Source organism: Polaribacter sp. KT 15 (assembly GCF_900143115.1).
GTDB classification, from domain to species: domain Bacteria; phylum Bacteroidota; class Bacteroidia; order Flavobacteriales; family Flavobacteriaceae; genus Polaribacter; species Polaribacter marinaquae.
The window spans coordinates 1,608,840-1,632,074 of sequence record NZ_LT670850.1; the positions used below are offsets into that span (position 1 = coordinate 1,608,840).

General features: G+C 28.9%; 25 protein-coding genes. 19 read left to right on the top strand and 6 right to left on the bottom strand.

The features are described 5' to 3' along the window. Nucleotides 1-2 precede the first annotated feature (2 nt). The 15 genes from B5464_RS07260 (at nt 3) to atpG (ending at nt 12,851) form a co-directional block, all read left to right on the top strand. Complete coding sequence (locus tag B5464_RS07260; RefSeq protein ID WP_079737832.1) at nt 3-680, top strand: hypothetical protein; 678 nt, start codon at nt 3-5, stop codon at nt 678-680. Beyond that, nucleotides 677-1,378 carry a hypothetical protein gene (locus B5464_RS07265; protein ID WP_079737833.1) on the top strand — a complete coding sequence of 234 codons (702 nt, stop codon included), beginning with the start codon at nt 677-679 and terminating at the stop codon, nt 1,376-1,378. The genes B5464_RS07260 and B5464_RS07265 overlap by 4 nt, the downstream gene beginning before the upstream one ends. Before the next feature lie 12 nt (nt 1,379-1,390). Next, nucleotides 1,391-2,098 carry a hypothetical protein gene (locus B5464_RS07270; RefSeq protein WP_079737834.1) on the top strand — a complete coding sequence of 236 codons (708 nt, stop codon included), beginning with the start codon at nt 1,391-1,393 and terminating at the stop codon, nt 2,096-2,098. Between the two features lie 51 nt (nt 2,099-2,149). Next, nucleotides 2,150-3,616, top strand: coding sequence for a DUF5687 family protein (locus B5464_RS07275; protein WP_079737835.1), 1,467 nt, complete (start codon nt 2,150-2,152; stop codon nt 3,614-3,616). A 22-nt stretch (nt 3,617-3,638) separates the two neighbouring features. After that, nucleotides 3,639-4,334, top strand: coding sequence for an ABC transporter ATP-binding protein (locus B5464_RS07280; RefSeq protein ID WP_077810721.1), 696 nt, complete (start codon nt 3,639-3,641; stop codon nt 4,332-4,334). 142 nt (nt 4,335-4,476) lie between these two features. Beyond that, the gene (locus tag B5464_RS07285; protein WP_079737836.1) at nt 4,477-6,705 is read left to right on the top strand and encodes a tetratricopeptide repeat protein; all 2,229 of its coding nucleotides are present in this window, start codon (nt 4,477-4,479) and stop codon (nt 6,703-6,705) included. After that, the gene (locus B5464_RS07290) at nt 6,705-7,133 is read left to right on the top strand and encodes a polymer-forming cytoskeletal protein (RefSeq protein WP_077810723.1); all 429 of its coding nucleotides are present in this window, start codon (nt 6,705-6,707) and stop codon (nt 7,131-7,133) included. Before B5464_RS07285 ends, B5464_RS07290 begins: the two co-directional genes overlap by 1 nt. Then, nucleotides 7,099-7,317, top strand: coding sequence for an AtpZ/AtpI family protein (locus B5464_RS07295; RefSeq protein ID WP_077810724.1), 219 nt, complete (start codon nt 7,099-7,101; stop codon nt 7,315-7,317). The genes B5464_RS07290 and B5464_RS07295 overlap by 35 nt, the downstream gene beginning before the upstream one ends. Continuing rightward, the gene (locus tag B5464_RS07300; protein WP_079737837.1) at nt 7,310-7,699 is read left to right on the top strand and encodes a DUF6168 family protein; all 390 of its coding nucleotides are present in this window, start codon (nt 7,310-7,312) and stop codon (nt 7,697-7,699) included. The genes B5464_RS07295 and B5464_RS07300 overlap by 8 nt, the downstream gene beginning before the upstream one ends. A gap of 78 nt (nt 7,700-7,777) precedes the next feature. Further along, on the top strand, nt 7,778-8,911 hold the full coding sequence (gene atpB / locus B5464_RS07305) for a F0F1 ATP synthase subunit A (RefSeq protein ID WP_077810726.1): 1,134 nt from the start codon (nt 7,778-7,780) through the stop codon (nt 8,909-8,911). A 74-nt stretch (nt 8,912-8,985) separates the two neighbouring features. After that, complete coding sequence (atpE, locus tag B5464_RS07310) at nt 8,986-9,177, top strand: ATP synthase F0 subunit C (RefSeq protein ID WP_013620961.1); 192 nt, start codon at nt 8,986-8,988, stop codon at nt 9,175-9,177. A gap of 94 nt (nt 9,178-9,271) precedes the next feature. Further along, nucleotides 9,272-9,772, top strand: coding sequence for a F0F1 ATP synthase subunit B (locus B5464_RS07315; protein WP_079737838.1), 501 nt, complete (start codon nt 9,272-9,274; stop codon nt 9,770-9,772). Nucleotides 9,773-9,778: 6 nt separating this feature from the next. Further along, entirely contained in the window at nt 9,779-10,336 is a 558-nt protein-coding gene (gene atpH, locus B5464_RS07320) for an ATP synthase F1 subunit delta (protein WP_077810728.1), read from the top strand. 21 nt (nt 10,337-10,357) lie between these two features. Beyond that, nucleotides 10,358-11,935, top strand: coding sequence for a F0F1 ATP synthase subunit alpha (gene atpA / locus B5464_RS07325; protein WP_079737839.1), 1,578 nt, complete (start codon nt 10,358-10,360; stop codon nt 11,933-11,935). A gap of 49 nt (nt 11,936-11,984) precedes the next feature. Beyond that, nucleotides 11,985-12,851 (top strand): ATP synthase F1 subunit gamma, encoded by an 867-nt coding sequence (gene atpG / locus B5464_RS07330; protein ID WP_079737840.1) that lies wholly within the window; start codon nt 11,985-11,987, stop codon nt 12,849-12,851. Nucleotides 12,852-12,911: 60 nt separating this feature from the next. Here atpG and B5464_RS07335 read toward each other — a convergent pair whose 3' ends face one another. The 4 genes from B5464_RS07335 to B5464_RS07350 all read right to left on the bottom strand — a co-directional run bounded on the left by B5464_RS07335 (nt 12,912) and on the right by B5464_RS07350 (nt 17,748). Further along, nucleotides 12,912-14,126 carry a hypothetical protein gene (locus B5464_RS07335; RefSeq protein ID WP_079737841.1) on the bottom strand — a complete coding sequence of 405 codons (1,215 nt, stop codon included), beginning with the start codon at nt 14,124-14,126 and terminating at the stop codon, nt 12,912-12,914. A 103-nt stretch (nt 14,127-14,229) separates the two neighbouring features. After that, complete coding sequence (locus B5464_RS07340) at nt 14,230-15,069, bottom strand: LytTR family DNA-binding domain-containing protein (protein ID WP_079737842.1); 840 nt, start codon at nt 15,067-15,069, stop codon at nt 14,230-14,232. Nucleotides 15,070-15,178: 109 nt separating this feature from the next. Next, complete coding sequence (locus tag B5464_RS07345) at nt 15,179-16,369, bottom strand: DUF1501 domain-containing protein (RefSeq protein WP_079737843.1); 1,191 nt, start codon at nt 16,367-16,369, stop codon at nt 15,179-15,181. An 11-nt stretch (nt 16,370-16,380) separates the two neighbouring features. Further along, the gene (locus B5464_RS07350) at nt 16,381-17,748 is read right to left on the bottom strand and encodes a DUF1800 family protein (RefSeq protein ID WP_079737844.1); all 1,368 of its coding nucleotides are present in this window, start codon (nt 17,746-17,748) and stop codon (nt 16,381-16,383) included. A gap of 110 nt (nt 17,749-17,858) precedes the next feature. On the opposite strand from B5464_RS07350, the gene B5464_RS07355 reads away from it, so the two are divergent. Genes B5464_RS07355 through B5464_RS07365 form a run of 3 tightly spaced genes read left to right on the top strand, consistent with a single transcriptional unit; the run spans nt 17,859 to nt 20,026 of the window. Further along, on the top strand, nt 17,859-18,401 hold the full coding sequence (locus tag B5464_RS07355; protein WP_079737845.1) for an RNA polymerase sigma factor: 543 nt from the start codon (nt 17,859-17,861) through the stop codon (nt 18,399-18,401). Then, on the top strand, nt 18,391-18,915 hold the full coding sequence (locus tag B5464_RS07360) for a hypothetical protein (protein WP_079737846.1): 525 nt from the start codon (nt 18,391-18,393) through the stop codon (nt 18,913-18,915). The genes B5464_RS07355 and B5464_RS07360 overlap by 11 nt, the downstream gene beginning before the upstream one ends. Next, nucleotides 18,896-20,026, top strand: coding sequence for a hypothetical protein (locus B5464_RS07365; RefSeq protein ID WP_079737847.1), 1,131 nt, complete (start codon nt 18,896-18,898; stop codon nt 20,024-20,026). The genes B5464_RS07360 and B5464_RS07365 overlap by 20 nt, the downstream gene beginning before the upstream one ends. A 59-nt stretch (nt 20,027-20,085) precedes the next feature. Here the strand turns inward: B5464_RS07365 and B5464_RS07370 are convergent, their stop codons facing one another. Then, a complete protein-coding gene (locus B5464_RS07370; RefSeq protein ID WP_079737848.1) occupies nt 20,086-21,627 on the bottom strand; it encodes an aldehyde dehydrogenase family protein in 1,542 nt (513 codons plus the stop codon). 115 nt (nt 21,628-21,742) lie between these two features. Between B5464_RS07370 and B5464_RS07375 the strand changes: the two genes are divergently transcribed. Further along, nucleotides 21,743-22,795 carry an isoaspartyl peptidase/L-asparaginase family protein gene (locus tag B5464_RS07375; protein ID WP_079737849.1) on the top strand — a complete coding sequence of 351 codons (1,053 nt, stop codon included), beginning with the start codon at nt 21,743-21,745 and terminating at the stop codon, nt 22,793-22,795. Here B5464_RS07375 and B5464_RS07380 read toward each other — a convergent pair. Further along, nucleotides 22,783-23,127 carry a hypothetical protein gene (locus B5464_RS07380; RefSeq protein ID WP_079737850.1) on the bottom strand — a complete coding sequence of 115 codons (345 nt, stop codon included), beginning with the start codon at nt 23,125-23,127 and terminating at the stop codon, nt 22,783-22,785. The genes B5464_RS07375 and B5464_RS07380 overlap by 13 nt on opposite strands. Nucleotides 23,128-23,235 lie beyond the last annotated feature (108 nt).

The following is a 23,235-nucleotide window of genomic DNA, read 5'->3' on the forward strand; positions in this document are numbered from 1 at the left end:
CTATGGAATTAACAAAAGAGCAAGTAAAATATATCGATCATTTATTAGAAAATGAGGGTATAAAGTTTTGGGATATTAGAATTGAAATGTTAGATCATGTAGTTTTAGATGTAGAAAAACGTTTACAAATTTCGCATTCTAATTATCAATTTAAAGAATTGGTGCAAGACGCTCTTGTAAAACTAGGGTGGAAAGAAAATTTTAATGGTGGTGGCTTAGACCATGTTTTTCAAAGGATAATAACTCAATATGCAAAAAATAACAGAAAAAATTTTTCAGAATATTACAAAACATATTATCTAAAGTTAAAGAGTTTGTTTCTAATACTAATTTTTTGGGCATATTTATTTATAATTTATGATAATGCAACACTAATAAAATACTCTTTTATTAGTCTCATTTGTTTATTCTTAATCTTTATTTTTGGTTTCTTTTTAAAATATAAGGTGTTTCAATCATCAAAATTAAATAGTCTTATTTTTTTAGTATCTCTTCCTTTAGCCATTTTAAATATAGCTTTGAATTGGCCTGAATTTTTATTTGAGTTTGAGAAATTAAGTAGTTTATATGTAGCCGTAATTATGGCAATAATTATCCCTTTTTTAGCAATTGGAGTGAATTTTATGTACGAAGAGTTTAAAGTTGCTCAAAGTATTTATAAAAAGTTGATTAAAGAATGAAACTGACCCAAAACCACATACAAGAACTTTACAAATTCACTAGAAAACATTATGTAGAATATTACGATGTACAAAGCGAATTGGTAGACCATTTGGCAAACGATATTGAAGAAATTTGGATTGAAAATCCGAATTTATCATTTGAAGACGCTCGAGATAAATCATTTAAAAAATTTGGTGTTTTTGGCTTTATGAATGTTGTAGAGCAAAAACAAACTCAAATGACAAAAAGGTATTTTAAAATTATTCTAAAATTTATAAAAGAATGGTTTAGATTGCCCAAAATAGTGCTTACAGCATTGCTTTTTTTAGGTTTTTATCAATTACAAAAATTACCAAATGCATACAATATATATATCGCCGTTTTTATTGTTGTAATTCTTTTAGAATGCTATACAATAATTAAAAATAGTAGAAAATTAAAAAAGAAAACCAATAAAACAGGCAAAAAATGGATGTTCGAAAACATTATAGCTATTAATGGTATTGGTAATTCTGCTTTAATTTTATTATACGCTTTCGATTTTTTATTTCCAGATAATGCTAAAGATTTTTTGTTGATGGGCGATTTTAGAAAAGCCTTGTCTGCTGCTATAATTACTTTACTAATTCTTTTTGGTTATGTATCTCTAATTGTTATTCCTAAAAAAGCAGAAGAATTATTACAAGAAACGTATCCAGAATATAAATTTTCATAATTTATTTTGATAATGAAACTTACTCAAAACCATATAGCGCAACTTTTTAAATTTACACGAAAACATTACGTTTATCATTACGATGTACAAAGCGAATTGGTAGACCATTTGGCAAACGATATTGAAGAAATTTGGATTGAAAATCCGAATTTATCATTTGAAGATGCTCGAGATAAATCATTTAAAAAATTTGGCGTTTTTGGTTTTATGGATGTTGTAGAAGAAAAGCAAAAACAAATGAATAAACGCTACTGGAACATTATTCTAAACTTTGCCAAAGAGTGGTTTACGTTTCCAAAAATTGTAATTACAAGTACTGTTTTTTTAGCATTTTTCACTGTTTTACAAGTAAAGTTTTCAGAATATATTTTTTTAGGAACCTTATTGATTTTAATAACTTTAGAAGGAGTCAGCGCTTATAAAATTAGAAAAAAGCATAAAGAAAAAGAAATTAAAAAAGAGAAAGTTTTTTTGTTAGAAGCAATGCTTGGTACAACCAAAAACACTTACACTGGCTTTACTTTTGTAAATTTATTTAACATTGCTAACTTAACAAGGTTCGATTTTAGTCACTTAAATATCTATTGGCTTTTTGTAATTTCTGTAGTCTTAACGTTGTTGTGCATTTTGTTTTATATTTCTAATTATGTGTTGCCAGAAAAAGCAGAACAATTGTTAATAGAAACATATCCCGAGTATAAAATTGTAAATAATTTGTAACAAATTGTAATACTTAACTACTTATTATCAATCTAACTAATTACTAAACTTATGATGTTACGCTTTTTAAAACTAGAATGGAAGCAATTTCTTCGATCAGCTTCCTTCGGAAAAAGTATTGCCATTAAAATAATTATGGGCTTTTTTGTCCTGTATTTTTTAGCTACTTTTTTAATAATAGGTATTGGAGGTTATTATATTTTAAAGAAACAATTTCCAGAATCCGACCCATTACAATTGGTAAATTCTTATTTGTTATATGCAATTTTAGGAGATTTAATATTTAGATATCTAATGCAAAAATTGCCGGTTATGAATATAAAACCGATGTTAATTTTACCAATTAAAAAAAGTAAATTGGTACATTATGTTTTAGGTAAATCTTCTGTTTCGTTTTTTAACATCTTAGGTTTATTTTTCTACATCCCTTTTTCTGTAGTTTTAATAAAAGAGGGTTACAATACTTCGGGTGTTTTAGGTTGGTTATTTGCGCTGATATTAATTATTCAATCTGCCAATTTTTTAAATTTTTTAATTAATAAAAATAAAGTTGCTTTAGGTGTAATAGCTGTTACTTTATTAACCTTAATTGGTTTACAAAAGTTTAACATTTTTGATGTTACATCGTATGGTGGATCTGTTTTTGATGGCATTTATCAAAACCCAATTTACGCATTAATTTTTTTAGTGGTGTTGGCTTTGTTGTATCAATTAAACTACAAACAATTAAGAAACCTTGTGTATTTAGATGAAGCAGTTTCTCAAAAAGTGGAAGAAGCAAAGTCTTTAGACTTATCTTTTACAGATAAATTAGGAGATGTTGCGCCATTTATTAAAAACGATATGCGTTTAATTTGGCGAAACAAAAGAACAAAAACGGTCTTTTTAATGTCGTTTTTATTTTTGTTCTACGGATTGATATTTTTCACCCAAAAAACATACAGAGAAATGCCAGCAATGTTAATGTTTGCCTCTTTATTTGTAACAGGTGGTTTTGCCTTAAATTACGGTCAGTTTATTCCTGCTTGGGATAGTGCACATTACAAAATGTTAATGAGTCAGAGTTTTAAATACCGTAAGTTTTTAGAATCTAAATGGATTTTAATGGTATTTATGACCTCTTTTTTATACATATTAAGTTTTCCGTATTTGTATTTCGGAATCGATATTTTTTTAATGATTACCGCCGGTGCAATCTTTAATATCGGTTTTAATTCACTCTTTTTATTATTTGCAGGATCTTTTAATAGAAAAAGAATTGATTTAAATAAAAGCGGATTTGGTAACACACAAGGTACAAGTGCAACTCAGTTTTTAATTATACTGCCATTAATGGTTTTTCCTATGTTGGTTTTTTGGTTGTTCGACAAATTTGTAGGCGGTAATTCTGGTTACATCGTAGTGGCATCTATAGGAATAATAAGTTTATTGTGTAAAAAATATGCTTTAAACCTGATAGAAAAACAGTACATAAAAAATAAATATGTGATGATTAATGCTTTCGGAAAAGAAGCATAATTAAACCTAAAAAGAAAAAACAATGATTACAATAAATACAGTTTCAAAAAAATACGGAAAAACAGAAGTTTTAAACGTAGAAAAAATAGACATTCCAACAGGTCAAAGTTTTGGTTTGGTTGGTAATAACGGTGCAGGTAAAACTACTTTATTTAATATTTTATTAGATTTAATTAGACCAACAACTGGTTCTGTTAAAAATAATAATATAGTTGTTAGTGAAAGCGAAGATTGGAAAAATTTTACAGGTTCTTTTATAGACGAATCATTTTTAATATCTTATTTAACACCAGAAGAATATTTCGATTTTATTGGTGATTTAAGAGGTATGAATAAAGAAGATGTTGCTAAATTTATAGCACAATTTGAAGATTTTTTTAATGGGGAAATTGTTGGGAAAAAGAAATATTTAAGAGATTTAAGTAAAGGAAATCAGAAAAAAGCCGGCATTGTTGCTGCAATGATGGGAAACCCTAAAGTGGTTATTTTAGATGAGCCTTTTGCAAACTTAGATCCCACAACACAAATTAGATTAAAGCAAATTATTAAAAAACTAACAGAAGATAGAGATATTACCGTTTTAGTTTCTAGTCATGATTTAACACACGTAACAGAAGTTTGCGAACGTATTGTGGTTTTAGATAAAGGAACCGTGGTAAACGACATAAAAACATCCGAAGAAACCTTAAAAGAATTAGAAAGTTATTTTGCTTTGTAACAAATTAAAAACAAAACAAATAACTACAATAGCATAAATGTTTTCTTACATTTTAGTCTATTCTTAATTTATTACTATTTTTACACTCTTATTTATACTATTTTCACTAGAAATTAGTTTTAGATAAGAGTTTTTTAATTTTATGAAACAACTAAACAAAATACTTCTATTTACCGTTCTTTTAGGAACAATCTACGCATGTAGTACAAAAAAAGATACTGTTATTAGTAGAAACTACCACGCTTTAACGTCTCACTTTAATATTTTATTTAATGGTGAAGAAGCATTTAAAAAAGGAATAGAAGGTATTAACCAAGGTTATAAAGATGATTGGTTTCAGCAATTACCAATAGAACCAATTGTTTTTGATGATCGTAAAATTGTTGCGCCAACTTTTAAAAACAATAGTCTCGGAGCTGGTTTTGGCAGCAAAAAAGAAAAAACAGCAACAACACAACCTGCTGGTCCTTTTGAAAAGGCAGAAGAAAAAGCGGTAAAAGCAATACAAAAACATGGCATGAATATTAACGGTTTAGAAAGAAACCGAAAAATAGACGATGCTTATTTATTACTTGGTAAAGCTCGTTATTATTCGCAACGTTTTGTACCTGCTGTAGAGGCATTTAATTATGTAATTGCAAATTATCCGAATGCAAATTTAATTGCAGAAACTAAAATTTGGCGTGCAAAAGCAAATATTAGAATGGATAATGAAGAGTTTGCCATAGAAACCATGAAACTTTTATTGGTGGTTACAGATACTTTAGAAGCAGATTTGCCAAACGATATCAAAGAGCAAGCAAATACTGCTTTGGCAATGGCTTATGTAAAATCTGATAGTTTACAAAAAGCAAAAAAACATTTAATTTTAGCTACACGAACACAAGAAAATAAAGCACAAGCAGCCAGAAATATGTTTGTTTTAGGGCAAATGTATGCCAATGAAAACGAAAAAGATTCTGCTGCAGCCGTTTTTAACAAACTTGCAAACTTTAAAAAAGCACCATACAAATATAAAATTCATGCAAATATAGAATTGGCAAAGAACGTTGTTAACGATTCTATTTCATCGAGTGTTTTGTCTAGGTTAGAGAAATTAATAGAAGATAGAGATAATAGACCATATTTAGATCAGTTGTATTATCAAGTTGCCTCTTTACACGAAAAAAACGATAGTATTGCTTTGGCTGTAGATTATTACAATAGATCTTTAAGAGCCAAAAATGGTGGCGATAAGCAGAAAAGTTTTACATACGAGAATTTAGGAAATTTATATTTTAAAAACTCTGAGTATCAATTTGCAAGTAGTTATTACGATAGTGTTTTAAATGTTTCTACAGATTCTTTAGCACTTCGAATTAGAAGAGTAAAAAGAAAGTATAAAAACTTAGCGTCGTTAATTAATTTCGAAGATGTAGTTGCTACAAACGATAGTATAATTAGAATTGCATCTTTACCAAAAAATGAACAAGAATCTTATTTTAAAAATTATATAGAAAATTTAAAAAAGCAAGACGAAGAAGCTGCGCAATTAAGACTAAATCAAATAGCATTTGGTGCAAATTCAAGTTCGTTACAAACCAATAGTAAAGGAGAATGGTATTTTTATAATAACCAAGTAGTTAGTTTTGGTAAAACAGAATTCCAGAAAATTTGGGGAAACAGAAAGTTAGAAGACAATTGGCGTTGGTCTGCAAATGCAAGCATCAATACTAGAAATACCGATTCTGTAAATGTTTCAAAAATAAATACTAGGTACGATTTAGCTAGTTATTTAGAAACAATTCCGACAGAAAAACAAAAAATAGACACTTTAAAAATTGATAGAAATCAAGCTTTATACGAATTAGGATTAATTTATAAAGAACAATTTAAAAACGAAAACTTAGCAATAAGAAGATTAGAAAGAGTGCTTAGTTTAAACCCGAAAGCCGAGTTAGTATTACCAATAAATTGGCATTTGTATCAAATTTACAATAAAAACGGAAATTTAGAAAAATCGAATACGCATAAAAATGTTATTCTATCAGAATATCCCAACACGGTTTTTGCTCAGATTATAAAAAATCCAGAAAATAAAATAGAAAACAAAGAAGTTGTAAACGAGGTAGAAAAAACTTACAAAAAACTATATTATCTTTACAAAAAAGGAGAGTTTAAAAATGTTCTTGTTAATGTAAACGATGTTTTACCTACAATTAACAATTCTAAATTAAAACCAAAATTCGAGCTTTTAAAAGCATATGCAATTGGTAAGTACCTAGATAAAGAAACTTACAAAAGAGCATTAGAATTTGTTGCTATTAATTACGGAAGTACAGAAGAAGGAAAAAAAGCGAAAGAAATTTTAAAACAATTAACAAAAGAGTAATGTTTAGCAGCAAAGAACCTAAAAAAGAAAAGAAAAAAGCAAACCCAAGAACTATGGAAAGAAATGTAATTGCCAAAAACTCTACATTTAAAGGAGATATTGTCTCTGAAGGAGATTTTAGAATAGACGGTATATTAGAAGGTACTTTAATAACTAAAGGAAGAGTAATTATTGGTTCTGAAGGTGTAATAAAAGGTACAGTAGAATCTACTAATGCAGATATAGAAGGTAAATTCTCTGGAGATTTATCTGTAGCAAATACGTTAACAATAAAAAGTACAGCAAATATTTCTGGAGATGTGGTTATAGGTAAACTATCTATAGAACCAGGTGCCACTTTTAATGCTACTTGTGCAATGAAGGGTGCATTAAAAGAACTTAATAAAAGTGGTAATGAAACAAAAAAACGCTCAGAAAAAACCGCTTAATAAAGCAATACAGTTATCTGGTGCGGGCTTGCAAATGGGGTTAACAATATATTTAGGCTTTCTTTTAGGAGAATGGTTAGATAAAAAGTTAGACACTTCATTTTTAACAACAACAATTACTTTAGTTGCTATTTTTTTAGCAACATATGCTCTTATTAAACAAGCAAATAAAATAAATGATTAAAAAAATAGTAATTGTACTCGTAGTTTTTCTTGGTTTACATTTTTCAGGCTTTTTTTTACATCAAATTATTATAGAGAGTTATAAAGAAATACTACCTTTTAACCTGCAAAAACTATATCTTTTTCATAGCGGTTTTTCTATACTAATTTGTGTAAATTTATTATTGCTTCAAAGTGTTAATAAAAAACCAGAAGACTTAGGTTATATATATTTAGGAGCTTTATTTTTAAAATTACTGTTTTTTTGCGTAGCCTTTTATTCATCAATAATAGAAAGAGATTCTTTGTCTGTTATAGCAAAATTATCATTCTTATTACCCACTTTCGTTTTTTTATCAACAGAAGGAATTATCGTATCAAAAATTAGAAATAAAAAACTATAAATTTAAATTTGAAAAAAAGGTTTGTACTTTTGAATTATTGCGTACCTTTGCGCCGAATTTAGAAAGCGTATTTTTACAATGAAGATTGCACAAAAAATAATTAAGTTTTTTACAATAGCAGTAATAGCGGTTATTACAAGTACAACTTTTGCCTCAGAAACAGGTAAGAAAAGCCATTCGGAAAACGATGGTGGTCAGGTAAATACACAAGAAGAAGTTACTGATTATATTAAACATCACTTAAAAGATTCTCACGACTTTACTTTTTTCTCTTATTCTACAGATCAAGGAGAAAGAAAACATTTTGGTTTTCCTTTACCTGTAATTTTATGGTCTAGCGAAGGTTTAGTAACTTTTATGTCTTCAGAATTTCATCATAATGATGATGGACATGTAATTGTAGAAAAAAACGGATTAAAATTCACAAAAATTCATAGTAAGATTTATGAATTAGAAAAAGGAGCAACAGCTGTTTCTTTTGATGAAACACACCACGCAACAAACGCACACAAAACATTAGATTTTTCGATCACAAAAAGTGTAGTAGGTATTTTATTTGCTTCTCTTTTAATGTTTTTAGGTTTCTCTGCATTAGCAAAACAATACAAATCTAGAAAAGTGCCAAAAGGATTTGGTAGAGTTTTAGAGCCTTTGGTAATTTATGTTAGAGACGAAATAGCAAGACCAAATATTGGAGAGAAAAAGTATAAAAAGTTTATGGGCTTTTTATTAACGGTATTTTTCTTTATTTGGATTTTGAACTTATTAGGTTTAACTCCGTTAGGTTTTAACGTTACAGGTCAAATTGCAGTTACAGTTGCTTTAGCTTTATTTACAATGGTAATTTACATTACAAACGGTAGTAAAGATTTTTGGGCACACACATTATGGATGCCAGGTGTACCGGTAATTTTAAGACCAATATTAGCAGTAATAGAATTGGCAGGTTTTATTTTAATTAAGCCTTTCTCTTTATTAGTGCGTTTATTTGCAAACATTACAGCAGGTCACTTTGTGGTAATGAGTTTAATTGCTTTAATGGTAACAATGAAAGAAGCTTTTGGGCCAGTAGCGTCTACAGGTATGTCTTTAGTGTTGGCATTATTTATTATGGTTATTGAAATTTTAGTAGCCTTTTTACAAGCGTTTATTTTTACGATGTTATCATCGTTATTTATTGGGATGGCTGTTGAAGAACATGATCATCATTAGAAATCTTGATGCATAATCAAGTACAAAAGAAGAATTAGAATTTGTTTAATTAATATATTTAAAAATCAATTAGTATGTACAATTTAATTGGAGCAGGATTAATCGTAATCGGTGGTGGAATTGGATTAGGTCAAATCGGTGGAAAAGCAATGGAAGGTATTGCTCGTCAACCTGAGGCAGCTGGTAAAATTCAAACTGCAATGATCATCATTGGAGCCTTATTAGAAGGTTTAGCATTTGGTGCATTAATCTTAGGGAAAGCATAATTTCCTAAAAAAGAAACAAAAACACTCTTCTGTAACGGTTGGTTACAGAAAGTGTTTTTAAATTAAACAAAAAACAATATAATTAGTTTATAGCATGGAAACTTTATTAAACGATTTTTCACCAGGGTTGTTCATTATGCAAATCGTCATCTTAATAATTTTATTATTTTTGATGAAAAAATTTGCTTGGAAACCAATTTTAAACTCTTTAGAAGATAGAGAGAATGGTATCGAAGATGCTTTACAAGCTGCAGAAAATGCACGTAGAGAAATGCAGAATTTACAAGCAGATAACGAAAAGCTTGTAAAAGAAGCAAGAGCAGAAAGAGATGCAATGATGAAAGAGGCAAGAGAAATAAAAGACAAAATTATTTCTGATGCTAAAGAAGATGCAAAAGAAGTTACAGCAAATTTAATAGAAAAGGCAAACGCTTCTATTCAACAAGAAAAGCAAGCAGCTTTAGCAGAAATTAAAAAGAATGTTGCAGAATTATCTATTGGTATAGCAGAATCTGTAATTAAAAAAGAATTATCTAACAAAAAAGACCAACTAGATTTAGTAGAAGGTATTTTAAAAGAAGTTACTTTAAACTAAGTATAAATGAAAGACGCAAGAGCAGCATTACGTTACGCTAAAGCAATCTTAAATCTAGCATTAGACAACAAGTCTGAAGCTGCGGTTAATGACGACATGTCGTTAGTAGCTGCTACCATTGCAGAGAACAAAGATTTAGAGGTAATGTTAAACAGCCCTATTGTTAAAGCATCAGACAAAATGAATGTTCTAACGGCATTGTTTCAGGGTAAAGTAAACAATATTACACTAGGTTTATTTCATTTGTTAAAAGATAACAAAAGAATTGCAATGTTGCGCCCAGTTGCACAAAAATATGCAATTGTTTTTGATCACTTAAAGCGTACGCAGGTTGCCAAGGTAACTACAGCAGTACCTTTAACAGAAGAAGTAGAAAAGCAAGTTTTAGATAAAATTGTAGCGTTAACAGGTAATAAAGCAAATCTAGAAAATGTTATAAATCCAGATATTTTAGGAGGATTTATTCTACGCGTTGGAGATGTGCAGTATGATGCAAGTATCTCTAATTATTTAAACGAATTAAGAAAGGAATTTGACAACAGTCATTTCATTCCAAAAATTTAATTATACATCAAATCATAAAAGATGGCAAGTATTAAACCAGCTGAAGTATCAGCAATTTTAAAAGAACAGTTAACAAATTTTGAAGCTAAAGCTACTTTAAACGAAGTAGGAACTGTTTTACAAGTAGGTGATGGTATCGCACGTGTTTACGGTCTATCTAATGTTCAATATGGTGAATTAGTAGAGTTCGAAGGAGGTCTAGAAGGAATCGTATTAAACTTAGAAGAAGATAACGCGGGTGTTGTATTGTTAGGTACTGCTACATCAGTAAAAGAAGGTTCTACTGTTAAACGTACAGAAAGAATTGCTTCATTAAATGCAGGTGAAGGAGTTGTAGGACGTGTTTTAGATACTTTAGGAAACCCAATTGATGGTAAAGGACCAATAGAAGGTATTACTTATCAGATGCCTTTAGAGCGTAGAGCTCCTGGTGTAATCTATAGAGAACCAGTAACAGAACCGTTACAAACAGGTATTAAATCTATTGATGCAATGATTCCTGTTGGTAGAGGTCAACGTGAGTTAATTATTGGAGACCGTCAAACTGGTAAATCTACAGTTGCGTTAGATACTATTTTAAATCAGAAAGAATTTTACGATGCTGGTGAGCCAGTTTATTGTATTTATGTTGCTATCGGTCAAAAAGCTTCTACAGTTGCTGCAATTGCAAATATGTTAGAAGAAAAAGGAGCTTTAGCTTATACTACGATTGTAGCAGCAAATGCATCAGACCCTGCAGCAATGCAAGTTTATGCACCATTTGCCGGAGCTGCAATTGGAGAGTATTTTAGAGATTCTGGAAGACCAGCTTTAATTATTTATGATGATTTATCTAAACAAGCTGTTGCTTACCGTGAGATTTCTTTATTATTAAGAAGACCTCCAGGACGTGAAGCTTATCCTGGTGATGTATTTTACTTACACTCTAGATTATTAGAACGTGCTGCAAAAGTTATTAATGATGATAAAATTGCAAGTGAAATGAACGATTTACCAGATTCTTTAAAAGGAATCGTAAAAGGTGGAGGTTCTTTAACTGCATTACCAATTATCGAAACACAAGCGGGTGACGTTTCTGCATATATTCCAACAAACGTAATTTCGATTACTGATGGACAGATTTTCTTAGATGGAGATTTATTTAACTCTGGTGTTCGTCCAGCAATTAACGTAGGTATTTCTGTATCTCGTGTTGGTGGTAACGCTCAGATTAAAGCCATGAAAAAAGTATCTGGTACATTAAAATTAGATCAAGCTCAGTTTAGAGAATTAGAAGCTTTTGCTAAGTTTGGTTCAGATTTAGATGCTGCAACAATGAGTGTAATTTCTAAAGGACAACGTAATGTTGAAATTTTAAAGCAAGCTCAAAACGATCCTTTTTCTGTAGAAGATCAAATTGCAATTATTTATGCAGGTTCTAAGAACTTACTAAAAGATGTTCCTGTAGAAAAAGTAAAGAAATTCGAAAAAGATTATATCGATTATTTAAACGCAAAGCATAGAGATACTTTAGATGTTTTAAAGTCTGGTAAATTAACAGGCGAAGCTACTGATGTTTTAGAGGCAGCAGCTAAAGAAATTTCTAAGCAATTTGCATAACATATAGTTATTATTCCCGCGAAAGCGGGAATAATAAAATACTCATAGTATGGCTAACTTAAAAGAAATACGTAATAGAATTACTTCTATTAAATCTACAATGCAGATTACATCTGCCATGAAAATGGTATCTGCTGCAAAGTTGAAAAAAGCGCAAGATGCTATTACGGCTATGCGCCCATATTCTTCTAAACTTACAGAATTGTTGCAAAATTTAAGTGCAACATTAGAAAGTGATGCTAGTGGAGAATATTCTAAACAAAGAGATGTTTCTAAAGTTTTATTAGTTGTTATTACTTCTAATAGAGGTTTATGTGGTGGTTTTAACTCTTCTATTACAAAAGAAGTAGTAAAAACTATAAACGAAAAATATAGCAATACTTCTGTAGATTTATTTACAATAGGTAAAAAAGGAAATGATGTTTTATCTAAAGGATATAATGTTACAGCTAATAGAAGTGATATCTATGATGATTTAACTTTTAGTAATGTAGCTTCTCTTGCAGAAAACTTAATGGAGTTATTTGTTGATGGTACGTATGATAAAATTGAAATTGTTTACAATCAATTTAAAAATGCAGCTACTCAAATTACACAGGTAGAGCAATTTTTACCAATTAAGCCAATTGAAGGTGGTGATGCAAGTGCTGTAAATTCTGATTATATTTTTGAGCCTTCTAAAGAAGAAATTATAGAGGCTTTAATACCAAAATCTTTAAAAACGCAATTGTATAAAGCATTAAGAGATAGTTTTGCATCTGAACACGGAGCAAGAATGACTGCAATGCATAAAGCAACAGACAATGCTAAAGATTTAAGAGACGAATTGTTATTGACTTATAACAAAGCACGTCAGGCAGCAATTACAAATGAAATTCTTGAAATTGTTGGTGGTGCAGAAGCGTTAAACAACTAATCTTAGTTTTATAAAATAAAAAAAGAGCTTATCATTTATGATAAGCTCTTTTTTATTTATCTAATTTTCATCAGGCTTAATCCAATCTGCATTTCTAACAAACAAAATATATTGTGCATAGTCTGTTGTAGATGTACCATCTATAATATCGTAAGCATCCCAAATGGTTATAAGTTTTTTAACTTTAGTACCTCTAGACGAGTTTAGATAAGGAGAATCTGTAGCATCTAATTTAAGTAAGCTAATCGAGTTTGGTTCTGTAACTTTTTTATAATCCGCTATACCTTCAATATACATAAATAACCTATTATCTTGAGAATACTTAAATCGAGTAAATGCTTTGCCTTTATCTTGCATAAACTTTGGTAAGGCTTTACTATCAACAGTTAATCTAGAATCTACATACAACGTATTTAAGCTAACCACTTTATTAGAGTAAGGTAATTGCATATCTTTTTTAATTCGACCAGCAAAAGTATATCTATAAGCTTGTAATGTGTGTGAAAAACCCAATCCACTATAAAGATTTTTGTTTTCCCAGTTCTTTTGTGTGTATAATCTTTTAAAGTTATGAAACATGAATTTGTCTCTACTTCTTGTAACCTTATAATTATTTAAATTGTACGCTATATTTTTTAATAAATTGATCGTATTCATACTCAAATGAGGTTTTTCTTTTTCTATAATCATATCTAGTTTATTCTTAGACCAAGAAATTAAATACTCATTTTCACTATCAATATCTTTATGATATACTACAGGCAGTTTTTCTTTTAATAGTTTTCTAATCAAATCGAAATCTGCAATTCTATCAATTCCTACTAGATTAAACTTTTTGTCATGAGGAAGTTGAGCATAATAAGCTCTCATTTTTACCCATTTATTTCTATGTTGTTCAGATATTCTACCTATGTAAACTGGCCATTTTTTTAATATCTCTTTCAATGTAATTTCATTTGAACCTTTTATATATTCTTGAAGATAATAACCTTGAGCAATATCCATTTCGGCTAAGTAAGTATCAATATGTATTTTCTGATTAAGTTGTGTGAACATTGCAAAATCTATTCTTGGGGATGTTTCAACTTCATGAACTTCGCCTACTAAAAATAGTTTGTTATTATAGAAGCTATCATCAAGTGAATTAAATTGAAGAGAATCTGTCATTTTAACAACTTCTGTATGATCTTCTAAATAGTTAACATATTTACTAGAAGAACAACTTGTTAGAATTAGTAATAAAATTACTGCGATAAAAAAATTAAGAGTTTTCATTTGTTAGTTTTTTAAGTTCACAGCAAATAGAACACATTCAAACAAATGAAAAAAAAGAGTGTGATTAACCTGAGGTTTTTGGGTTAAAATTGAAATACACGGGCTATTTTTGAAGCTCTTGGGACGAATTTGAAAGTCTTTTATTAAGCGCCTTATAGTAAACCTGAGAAATGGGAATAGTCTCTTCGGTTGTTGTAATTCTTATAAAACGTTTTCTAGCATTGCCTTCTACAGTTTTAAGATAATCTAAATTTACCAAGTAAGAGCGATGCACTTGCCAAGCTTTAGGTAGTTGTTTTATAATATTAGATAGCGTGCTTCTTAAGGTTTTTTGTTGCATGCCTTTATCTGTATTAAAATAAATATCTACATAATTCTGTTGGGCTTTTGCAAAAATAAAATCCGATTCAAAAATGGTTAAGGTTTCAGATTTATTGGTTCCATTAATAGTAATTTTTTTAACCTTTTTAGTGCTCGATTTATCATAATTAGGAACTTCTATTTGACCGTATTTAGACCGTAAATAAAGCCACAAAGGCACTACAATAGGTGTAAAAGGTACTCCAAAAGATTTTATAAAACTCCAGATTAATTCATAGGTAAAAGAAGTTAAACCGCTAATTACAAAGAAGTGATAAAAGAAAGAAAAAATAAAGATTACAAATAATGTGCTAATAATATAAATACACTCGTTTACTATAAACCATCGTTTTGTTTGAATTTTGTAAACGTAATTTTCTATAGGATGAAATATTAAAATCGGTATTATTATACAAACGGAATAACCAGAAAGAATTAAATATTTATATGAAAAACTATTACTATTATCAAAAGGCTCTAAGGTAATTAACAAAACCGGAATTACTGTACCTAACAATAAAGCAATCAAAAAAGTAGGTTTCCAATTTTGGGTATACGCTATCGTCTTATTAAGTGAGATCATTGTTTTTTACAATAATATTTATGCCTTAAAAATATATTTTAGAATACCTTTTTAATTATACAATTACAGGTCGAACGAATTTAGCAGATTATTTTTAGAATATCAAGTTTTATATAAATCCTAATTTAGAAAACGATTTGTTTAAAATAGCTGTATCATCTACTTTTAACCATTTGTCTAAAATAGTAGCGTAAATTTCTCTAAAATCTATTTCGTATTTTAAATTTCCGTTTTTATCTAAGTTCGCTAAATTTGGCAAACTATTATATAAACCTTGTTTTTTTAGGTTTTTACCCATCAGAAAAACATTATTTGCTGTTCCGTGATCTGTTCCTTTAGATTCGTTTTGTTTTACACGTCTACCAAATTCTGAAAATGTAAGAATAAGCACATCATCAAAAGTGTTATTTTTTTGTAAATCATTTATAAAAACTTCCATAGTTTCTGCATACAAATTCAATAATCTTGCTTGTGTATTTGTTTGGTTAGCATGTGTGTCAAAACCACTTAAACCTGCGTAATATACTTGCGTTTCTAATCCGGAATTAATAAACTGAGAAATATTTTTTAATTGTTTACCAAATAAATTTTTTGGATATTCTGCAGAAGAGTTTTTTGTTTTCGTTTTTTCGTAAATATGTTTTGCAGACGATTTTGCATCAATCATGGTGTTATACAAATAACCTAAATTATGTTCACTTAGATGCGCATCATTATAATTAGAAACAACGTTATTAAAAAACGGTGCTTTCATAGAATTGTAAAACATTTTAGAATCTGTAATTGCTAATCCGTTTTGTGTTTTTCCCTTCATCATTAAAGACAAACTTTCATCAACTTCGATAGCAGTGTAAGGGTTTCCTTTAATAAAATCTAAATAACGCCCAATCCAACCGTTTTGCAAAAACTCATTACTATCACTAGCAGTTTGCCAAATATCTGTAGCTCTAAAATGAGATAAGTTAGGGTTAGGATATCCAACATTATTTATAATACTTAGAAAACCTTTGTCATACAATTTTTGTAAAGGTTGTAAGCTTTTATGAAGCCCGACTTCATCAGAAATTTTAAATAAATCTGCTTGTTTTAAGGCGATATTATTTCTTTGTTGATAATAAATATCGTTGTTAAAAGGTACAACTGTGTTTAAACCATCATTACCTCCTTTTAACTGAATAATTACTACTTTTTTATTGCTAAATATCGAGTTGGTGTTGTGCTCAAAAGCCTTTAAAAATTGAGGCACAAAAAACATTCCAGAAGCAAAAGTTGATTGTTTTAAAAAATCTCTACGTTTCATGTGTTCTTATTTTAACAAAGTTGATATTCTGGCAAACTCATTAATTGTACAACAAAATCATGTTTAGACAGTTTTTCATTTCTCTCTAACATTTCTGCGGTTCCTTTATTTACTTTTGATGTAATTATTAGATGTACCAAATCTTTATTCGATTTATTTTTAAAATTTTCTTCAAAAGAACTCCAATCTGCACTTACTTTTATAAAAGCTTTTTTTCTTAATTTTCTTTTCTTAAAATTAGTAATCATTGTTTCTTCATCTCCTTTTTCTGAATAAGCAATTTCTGCATTATTTAACAAAATAGAAGGCAAACGTAAGCGCGTTATAATGGTGTTGCTGTCAATCCAATTTCGTCCAGTTTTCCAACCTGCAACATTAGGCGGACTCAATAATATTTGTCCTAACAATTTTTGAACCAACAGTATTTGGTTCTTTTTTTCAATTTTATAAGGTACAATGGTATTTATACCAACTAAGAGTTCTATAGGCGATTTTATTTTAGTACCAATATTTTCTTCCTCATAAAACCACTTAGAAAGTAATACAAAACGCATTAAATTTTCGATATTATAATCTTTGTAAAATACATCAACCATCTCATCAATATGCTTTGTTTTGATGTTTTCATTAACAAAATATCGGTAAATTTTTTCTGAAATAAATCTAGCACATTGTTTTTGTTCTAAAATAATATCTATAATATCATCACCATTAAAATTACCTTTTTTACCAAAAAAGATTTTTTCATTATTATCATGGTGTTTTTCTCTAAAGATAAACTCTCCTTTAAGCTTATGATTATAACCCGTAAAAGAGCGTGCAGATTCTTTAATATCTTGTTCGGTATAATTATCTTGACCAAGCGTAAAAAGTTCCATTAATTCACGTGCAAAGTTTTCATTCGGACTTTTTTTCTTGTTTTGTTTATTGTTTAAGTAACCAAGCATTGCAGCTTCTTTAGAAACCAGTTTTATAAAATCTCTAAAATTGCCTAAGGCATTTTTACGAAGTACATTGTTGTAACTCTCTGCAAACAAGATGTTTTTACTTTCGCAAACAAAATGATTTGCCCAAAATAAGGTCATTTTTTCACGTAAAATTTCTGTAGGATTATTTAATCTTGTAAACCAAGCAGTAGAAAATTCTTTTACTTTTTTTCTACTTATTTTTTGAAGTTTTTTTCGCTCTTTTTTAAAATCTTGATAGCTTTTACCAATTAAAAAAGAAGTATCACCTTGTAAAATAGTTGCGTTTTCTGAAGCTTTAAAAAGTTCATTAATAACATTTTTTTTGCTTTTTTTTGATAAACGAGCTAATTCCTTTGGTGAAATACCAAAACCAATTCTGTTATATAAATGTTGAATGTGTGCAGATTTCATGAACTTTAGACTAAAAGAATTAAAGATAGTTTAATTTTTAGAATTAAAAATTAAGAAAAATGAAACCTTTAACTATCTTTTTCGTTTTTAATAATAGAACCAACTAATTAATGTCTAAAGAATTATATCTTTTAATTTCAAAAAGCAAAAAAGGGAATCAAAAAGCTCAAATAAAGCTCTATGATTTATTTTGTGAAGCGATGTTTTTTATAGCATGTAGGTATCTTAAAAATGAAGAAGAAGCAAAAGATGCAATGCAAGATGCTTTTTTAAAAGCTTTTTTAAATCTAGAATCTTATAAGAAGGACAACAGTTTTGGTGCTTGGTTAAAGAAAATAGTTATTAATACTTGTATTGATATATTAAAAAAGAAAAAATTAGAAACTATTTCTTTAGATAATTATCCTTTAGAAATTTTAGATGATACGAATTGGAATTTTGATGCAAACATTGATAAAAAAGAAATTCTGTATGCTATAGATTCTTTAAAAATGAAATATCAAATAGTTATAAAGTTGTATTTAATAGAAGGTTATGATCATGAAGAAATATCCGAAATATTAAAAATACCGGTAAAAACGTCTAGAACCCAATTAAGAAGAGGAAAATTAGCGTTAAGAAACCTTTTAAAAAATGAAGAATATGGAACGTGATATTAGAGATTTATTTAAGGTAAAAAATGATTTTAAAAAAGATTTACCAAAAAATCATCGTGAAGATTTTATCAAAAAATTAGATGAACATCAAACTAAAAAAGAACCTAAAAAGAGTTATAAATTTTTAAAAATAGCTGCTTCTTTATTGTTGATAATTTCTAGTGTGTTGCTTTATAAAAATACGATTTCTTTGCCTCAAAAATCAGCTATCGAACTGCAAATGCAAGCTATTGAAAAAGACTATTTAAATTCTATAAACAAAGAATGGAATAGTTTTAAAGAAATTGCAACAGACACGATTTTAGTACATAAATATGAAGAAAAATTAGAGAAATCAAAATTAGAATATCAAAAAATTACAAAACAATTAAAAAAATTTCCAAACGATATTAATTTATTAGAATCTTTAATAACCAACCTGCAAAGACGTTTGCAATTAATTAAAGAAATTAATGAGCACATTAAAGAGTTGAACCCAAAAAACGCCAGTAATGAAACCATATATATTTAGTATTTTATTTCTTTCAATAACAAGTATAACCCTTGCGCAAAAAAAAGAATTAGTATTAAAAGAAAGTTATAATGTTGATAATTACACTACTTTAGATATTGATATTGACAACGTATCCATTGTCTTTGAAGAGTCTAATGATAATAAAATTCATTTCGATTATTTTATTCTATTTGATGAAGATTCCAAAAAGACTCAATTTAAAGTTTTTAACGGATTAAATGCAAGTTCAGTTAAAACAGATAATACAGTAAAACTTAATGTAAAAAACTCAATGTATTTAGGTGAATTGTATAGTTTAGATATAGGTTTAGAAGCTTATAAAAAATATATTAGAGACATTTTTTCTACGATAAAGAAAAATCAGTATCAATATAAATCTAAAGATTCTCTTTTAAAAGAAATTGGTTTTAGTAAAGGCTCTTACGTAGATGATTATTTTAAAAAACTTAAAATGGAGAGTCCAAACAAAGATTGGGGTAAATCGGTAAGAAAGTTTAAGCAGTATTTTGCAATAAAAGTACCTAAATATGTAAAAATTAAGATAAAAACCCTTCATTCTAAAATTGAATTTAAATATGATATTGAAAAATCTTTCATATTAAATTCTTTTAAAACACATTTCAAATTCAAAAAAATTCTTGGTAAAGAAAATAGAATTATTGCTTCGAATGGAATTTTTCAAGCTGAAGAAATTAATAACGGAAGAATAGAGTTTTTAGATATGAATAAAGTGGTTATTGGCGAAATGTCCAATATTAGTTTTGCTACAGAAACATCAAGAATTCAAATTGGTGAAATTGGTAAAAATGTAGATCTTAACGATTTTAATAGCAAACTTTACCTGTATAATTTTAGTAAAAACTTCATAAAATTCAATTTAAAAGGAGATTATTCTGAACTAAATTTATATAACATAACAAAGTCAAACTTTTCTATGGATGTGTTTGGGCATAATACCACTTTAAATATGAACGAAACCAAAACCTCTTTTGGTCTTTCGAAGGATAAAAAACTTGATAAAATTTTAGAGAAAAAAGTAAAAGAAAACAAAGTAAGCCAGGGAAATATTGCAATTGAATTAAAAAACGGAATTTTAAATATCAAGTAAAATTAAAGCCTCAACGTAAAATAGTTGAGGCTTTATTATTTTATAAAATTGAATTTCTTTTACAAGTCAAACTTAATTCCTTGTGCTAAAGGTAATTCATCAGAATAATTTATAGTATTTGTTTGCCTTCTCATATACACTTTCCAAGCATCAGAACCAGATTCTCTACCGCCACCAGTTTCTTTTTCGCCACCAAAAGCACCACCAATTTCTGCACCAGAAGTACCAATATTAACGTTTGCAATTCCGCAATCTGAACCTGCATAAGACAAGAATTTCTCTGCTTCTTTCATTTCGTTGGTCATAATTGCAGATGATAATCCTTGAGCAACACCATTTTGTTTTTCAATTGCATTTTCAACTTCACCAGAATACTTCATTAAATATAAAATTGGCGCAAAAGTTTCGTGCTGTACAATTTCAAAATGATTTTCTGCTTCTATAATTGCGGGTTTAACGTAGCAACCAGATTCGTAACCCTTTCCTTCTAAAACTCCGCCTTCTACTAAAACATTTCCGCCTTCATTTTTCGCTTTTTCGATAGCTTCTAAATATGTATTTACAGAATCTTTATCGATTAATGGGCCAATATGATTTTTTTCATCTAAAGGATTTCCAATAGTTAATTGTTTATAAGCGCCAACAATTGCATCTCTTACTTTATCATAAACAGATTCGTTAATAATTAATCTTCTTGTTGATGTACAACGTTGCCCGCAAGTACCAACGGCACCAAAAACAGCTCCTGGAACTACAACTTTTAAATCTGCAGTTGGTGTAATAATAATTGCATTGTTACCACCTAATTCTAATAAAGATTTCCCAAAACGTTCGGCAACTTTTGCGCCAACAATTCTTCCCATTCTTGTAGAACCTGTTGCAGAAACTAATGGAATTCTAGTATCAGCAGTCATCATTTCACCTACTTTATAATCTCCATTTATAATACAAGAAATTCCTTCTGGTAAATTATTTTCTTTTAAAATGTCTGCAATTATGTTTTGACAAGCAATAGAACAAAGAGGTGCTTTTTCAGAAGCTTTCCAAACACAAACATCACCACAAATCCACGCCAAAGCAGTGTTCCATGCCCAAACTGCAACCGGAAAATTAAATGCAGAAATAATACCAACAACACCAATTGGGTGCCATTGTTCTCTCATAACATGTCCTGGTCTTTCAGACGGAATTGTTTGTCCGTTTAATTGTCTAGATAAACCTACAGCAAAATCACAGATATCTATCATTTCCTGAACTTCTCCGTAGCCCTCTTGCAAAGATTTTCCCATTTCATAAGAAACTAATTTTCCTAAAGGTTGTTTTAAATCTCTTAATTTATTACCAAACTGGCGTACAATTTCTCCTCTTTGTGGTGCAGGCATATTTCTCCATGATAAAAACGCATTTGTTGCAGTTTCCATCACTTTCTCATAATCTTCTTTGGTAGTCGTTTTTACTTTACCAATTAACTTACCATCTACTGGCGAGTAAGATTCTATAACGTCTCCGTTAGAAAAGTTATTAGAACCGGTAGATGTACCATTATTTATATCTTTTAAACCTAATTCTTGTAAGGCGTTTTTTATTCCAAAATCCGTCATTTTGTTATTACGTTTTAGTTGTTTAATTTAGAAGTTCGAAATTACGAATTATTTTAGACATATATAAATTAAACAAAAATGATATAATTTGTTTAATTTTAAACAAACTGTAAAAATGAAAAACTTCTTTATTGCCATTGTAACCTTTGCTTTTTTATTAAGCTGTACATCAGAATCAACTAAAAAAGAAACCTTAAACACAAAAAAAGTAAATGATTTTGCAATTATAATTCATGGTGGTGCGGGTACAATTTTAAAGAAAAATATGTCTGATGAAAAAGAAGCAGCCTACAAAGCAAAACTAGAAGAAGCAATTACTGTTGGGCATACAATACTTAAAAACGGTGGTACAAGTCAAGAGGCCGTTGTAAAAACGATACAAGTAATGGAAGAATCTCCATTGTTTAATGCAGGTAAAGGAGCCGTTTTTACGCATGAAGAAACCAATGAGTTGGATGCATCTTTTATGGATGGTAAAACACTAAATGCTGGTGCAGTTGCAGGTGTTACCAATGTAAAAAGTCCGATTGAATTAGCAGTTAAAATTATGACAGATTCAGATCATGTAATGTTATCTGGTAAAGGAGCTTCAGTTTTTGCAAAAGAAAAAGGATTGGAAATTGTAGACCCAAGTTATTTTTTTACTGATAGAAGGTTTGAATCTTTAAAGAGAATCAAAAATAAAAATAAGACAGAATTAGACCATGATGATAAAAAAGCTGCTTTTTATGATGCAGATATTAAAAATGCAAAATTTGGTACAGTTGGTTGCGTTGCTCTTGATAAAAACGGAAATATTGCAGCAGGAACTTCTACTGGTGGAATGACAAATAAACGTTGGGGAAGAATTGGTGATGCACCAATAATTGGTTCTGGTACCTATGCAAATAACTTAACTTGTGGTGTTTCTTCTACCGGTTGGGGAGAATACTTTATTAGATCTCAAGTTGCTTATGATATTTCTGCTCAAATGGAATATCAGCAGAAATCTTTAAAAGAGGCAACTTCAAATGTTATACAAGATAAATTAACCAAACTTGGTGGAACTGGCGGAGTTGTAGCTCTAGATAAAAACGGTAATATGTCTTTTGAATTTAATACCGCTGGTATGTATAGAGCATCTATGGATGAAAAAGGAAATTTAGTTGTAAAAATCTATAAAGAATAAGCCAACCATTTTTTAGGAATTGGTTTTAAATCTAATTCTGCTTGTTCTGATTTTATCTTTTTTTTCAAACCAATTCTAGAAATTTTAGGAATAGATAAATTTATATTATTGCGTTTATTAATAAGTTCTAAAACCTCGCTTATAGTATTGTCTGTACACAAAACCAAACTATTCATCATTGCGTTAGATTCTTCTTTTAAATCGTAAAAATCTACAAAATAAGCAGGTTTATTATCTTGATACACTAACCATTGGTGGTACTTTCTTTTTGTTAGTTCTACAACTTCTTTAACACCTGTAATAGTTCTATATGTATTTTTAGATAAATTCATTTATATTAATTTTGGAAGATAAAAATAATATGAAACAAAAATCTTTTGTCTATTTTTTGGATGAACGGTTCGCTTTTTACTTTAAAGATGTAATATTCTTCTTTAAAA